3 protein-coding genes are annotated in these 3,947 nt (G+C 69.3%); all 3 read left to right on the top strand.

All coding sequences use genetic code 11. The features are described 5' to 3' along the window. On the top strand, positions 1-876 hold an 876-nt coding region (locus tag G4D86_RS50895), incomplete at its 5' end, for a hypothetical protein (RefSeq protein ID WP_338050656.1). Positions 877-1,089: 213 nt separating this feature from the next. Beyond that, entirely contained in the window at positions 1,090-2,412 is a 1,323-nt protein-coding gene (locus G4D86_RS50900; RefSeq protein WP_164002959.1) for an ABC1 kinase family protein, read from the top strand. Between the two features lie 166 nt (positions 2,413-2,578). Continuing rightward, positions 2,579-3,589: an endonuclease/exonuclease/phosphatase family protein gene (locus G4D86_RS50905; protein ID WP_164002960.1), complete on the top strand. Its 1,011-nt coding sequence runs from the start codon at positions 2,579-2,581 to the stop codon at positions 3,587-3,589. Positions 3,590-3,947: the final 358 nt, after the last annotated feature.

Consider the following 3,947-nt stretch of genomic DNA (forward strand, 5'->3'; position numbering starts at 1 on the left):
CTCTGCATGGCTACTGCGGAGGTTCAGGTGAGGGATGCGTCGGCGGCTCGCTTCGAGATGCTCACGGAGCGAGAACTTGCGGAACGTCGGCGCGCGGAAGGGGTACGCATCATCCAGCACGGAGGGCATTACTGGGAGCAGGTAGGCGCTCCCGGTTTCTACCAGCCCGTCAACCTGCTGGCGGGGATGAGGCCGGAGGAGGTGACGCGCCCCACTCCATGGTGCTGGGGCTACCGGGCCGTCCTGACGCCGGAAACGGCGGGCGCGGCGAATGGCACGGTGCCCATCGTCCGCTCACCGGAGCTGGACGCCTATGACATGGACAGCCTGTCCGCGAACCGGAGGAACAAGCTGCGCAAGTGCCAGCGGCTCGTGCGAATCGTGCAGCTCACCGGGCCCGCGCTCCTGCTGCAGCAGGGGTATGACGTGGTCATCGATGCGCTCGCGCGGACCGGGCACAAGAAGGTGCCCTCCCGGCAGCGGTTCACCGCGGACGTGAAGAAGTACTTCCTGGGGGACCACTGGTGCGTGCTGGCGGGCCTGGTGGACGGCAGGCTGGGCGGCTACGTCGATGGCTACGTGGTGGACGGCGTCGCGTATGGCATCTGCGCGTACTACGCGACCTGGGCACTGCCGACCAACCTCGCGACGGGCCTGGTCTACGAATTCGCCCAGGCCTGCCGGCGAATCGGAGGCGTCCGGACGCTCGTCAATGGCCTCCACGCCCGCGAGGTGCCGCGGCTCAACCAGTTCAAGGACGACATGGGCTTCATCGTCGAGCACCTGCCCATCCGGTGGAGCCTGAATCCCATCGCGAAGGCGCTCATCCGCCGCTCGCGGGCCCACACGTACTACCGGCTGACGGGCCAGACGTGAGCGGGGGACAGGCGGCCGCGCGGAGCTGAGCGCCAGGTTGCGGGGCCCGGTGCGCTTCACCGGGGCCCGTGGACCCTCACCTCCTCTTCATGGGTCACGGGCGCCGGGCCGCGTGAGACCCGGGTCGTGCTCGCGCCTGTCCGCCGTTCTGGCCGGCAACCGCTCCATGTTTCTCCGGTGCGCCGTGCCTCCCTGCTTCCTATGCTGCGGCGCATGTCGAAATCGAGGAACCCGCCGGTCGGCCGGCTCGCCAGGCTCGGCAGGGTGGCCGCGCTCTCCGCCCGGGGCTCCGCGGGGCTGGCCATGCGCGCGCTGCGCAAGGTGGCGGGCGCGGATGCGACGGAGACCGAGCGCTCCACGCTCGGCCATGTCGTCCAGGCGCTCGGGGAGATGAAGGGCGCGGCGATGAAGCTCGGCCAGGCGCTCTCCATGGACGTGGACGCGCTCCCGCCCGAGCTGCGGAACATCGCCGCCCGGTTGCAGAGCAGCGCGCCGCCTCTCGACTCGGAGGAAATCGTCGCCATCATCGAGGACGAGCTGGGCGCTCCACCCGAGCGGTTGTTCGCGGAGTTCGACCCCGCGCCCCTGGCCGCTGCGTCCCTGGGGCAGGTGCACGCGGCCCGGCTGCACGACGGGCGCGAGGTGGTGCTCAAGGTTCAATACCCCGGCATCGCCGAGGCGGTGGATGCGGACTTCGCCAACATCGCGTTGATGGTGCGCGCGGCGGGGCTCACGTCGAAGCTGCTCGACGGCAGCGCCTATGTGGAGGAGCTGCGCCGGGAAATCCGCCTGGAGACGGACTACGTGCTGGAGGCGCAGCGGGCCCGCGGCTTCCGGGAGCTGTTCGCGTCCGAGCCGGACCTGCTCGTGCCCGAGCCCATTCCGGAGCGCTCGTCGTCACGCGTCCTGTGCCTCACGCGGGTGCGAGGGCAGACGCTGCAGCAGTTCCTCGAGTCGAACCCGGATGCGGACGCGCGCTGGCGCGTCAGCGAGCAGCTCATCCGCGCCGTGCATGGTCCGTTCTACTCGGCGGCGCGCATCCACGCGGACCCGAATCCGGGCAACTTCCTCGTCACCGGGGACGGGCGGCTGGCCCTGCTGGACTTCGGCTGCGTGAAGTCCTTCCGCGAGGACTTCGTCGGCATCATCCAGGGCTTCCTGGCCACCGAGCTGCGCGGGGAGCCGTACGACGTGCTGGCCGGCGTGCGCGCCGCGGGCTTCGTGGTGGACACCGACGAGGCCACGGCGCGGAGCCTGCTCGCGGACCTCATGGAGATTGCCGCCCGGCCCCTGCGCGCGGAGACCTATGACTACGCGCGGGACACGACGGTGCCGGACATGCGGGCGCTCGGCCTGCGCCGGGCCGGAGACTTCCTGCGCCTGCGGCCCCCGGCGGACGCGGTGATGCTCGGGCGCGCGGTGAGCGGCTGCGCGCAGAACCTGCGGGCACTCGGAGCCCGGGGCGAAGTGCGGGCCGTCTACCTGAAGCTGCTCCAGCGCCGACGGTCCGGGGCAACGCCGGGCTCGCAGGGGTAGGGCCCACGGAGGGGTCGCGGTGCGGAAGTCCCCGGGACATGCTCGTGTGCGCCAGAATGCGTGGGGACGCGCGTCTGCCTTTCTGATGATGGAGTGATGATGAAGCCGTGATGCAGCTGCCACTGCGTTGAAGAGACCCTGCGGCCATCAAAACCCAGGGGCTCTCATGAACAAGACATTCGCTTCCCTGCTGTGCGTCGCGGCTTCGATGGCGGTCCTCAACCTGGCCTGTGAAGGGCGCGAAGGCCTCCAAGACCCTCAGGTGGCGCAGGACGGAGGGCAGGTGGACGGGGGCGAGACTCCGCTCGACGGAGGCTCGGATGGAGGGGACGACGCGGGCCCTGATGGTGGCACCGACGCCGGCCCGGAGGGCGACGCGGGGCCGACCGAATACGCGAACCTCCGCATCATGACGGCCAACCTCACCAGCGGTGAGGACCAGTCATACGACCTGGGCCACGGCCTCCGGTTGATGCAGGGCGTGAAGCCCGACGTCGTGCTCGTCCAGGAGTTCAACTACGGGCGCAATGGCGAGGACGACCTCCGGCAGATGGTGGACCAGGTGGGCCCGGGCTACCACTTCGCCCGGGAGGACGACGCGCTGATTGCCAATGGCATCATCAGCCGCTGGCCCATCATCGAGTCCGGTGAGTGGGACGACCCGCTGACGGCCACCCGTGACTTCGTCTGGGCCCGTATCGACATCCCGGGCCCCAAGGACCTCTGGGCTGTGAGCGTGCACCTGCTCACCGCCGACGGCGACGTCCGTTTCAAGGAGGCCACCGCGCTCATCGAGCGGATGCACATCGCCGTGCCCATGGATGGCTACCTCGTCATCGGCGGAGACCTGAACACCGACACCCGCGGCGAGCCCTGCTTCGACGTCCTCAGGCAGTTGGTGGTCATCACCGCCCCGTATCCCGCCGACGGGCGCGGGAACACCAACACCAGCCACCCGCGAAGCAAGCCCTATGACCATGTCCTGGTGGACCCGGACCTGCGCGAGTACCAGCAGGCCACGACCATCGGCACCAACACCTTCCCGGCGGGGCTCGTCCTCGACAGCCGCGTCTACTCGCCGCTGACGGACATCACCCCCGTGGCGGCCGGGGACAGCAACGCCGTGAACATGCAGCACATGGGCGTGGTGAAGGACTTCCGCATTCCCGTCAACTGAGCGGGCGCTACTCACCGAACACGGTTGGTATTGCGCCAGCTCCAGGTGCCTGCCCCGGGCCGAACTTCCGTTTCACAGAAGGAAGAGCGGGGGTCCAGGTGAAGACGGACTCCCGTGGGGCGGTGTCTGTCTTTCTATCGGTATCTGTCTTTCTGTTGATGGAGTGGCGGGGTGCGCTGATGGGCACACGCGATTTCGCCCGTGCCGGTAGCCGAAGCCGGCCGCGACGGCCTACCTCCAGGGAGGAGCGTCCCCTGCCTACCCGCCATGTCAGCCCCCTCCGGTAGAAGGGAATGGTGGAAGTAATATTCCTTCCACGGGACGGCCGCCCCGGAAGGGGGGCAGGAGGGGGTAGGGG

This window comes from Pyxidicoccus caerfyrddinensis, assembly GCF_010894405.1.
GTDB lineage: Bacteria > Myxococcota > Myxococcia > Myxococcales > Myxococcaceae > Myxococcus > Myxococcus caerfyrddinensis.

Coding starts and splice junctions, on each gene's coding strand:
- G4D86_RS50900 (WP_164002959.1), top strand. CDS start 1,090: ATGTCGAAATCGAGGAACCCGCCGGTCGGCCGGCTCGCCAGGCTCGGC.
- G4D86_RS50905 (WP_164002960.1), top strand. CDS start 2,579: ATGAACAAGACATTCGCTTCCCTGCTGTGCGTCGCGGCTTCGATGGCG.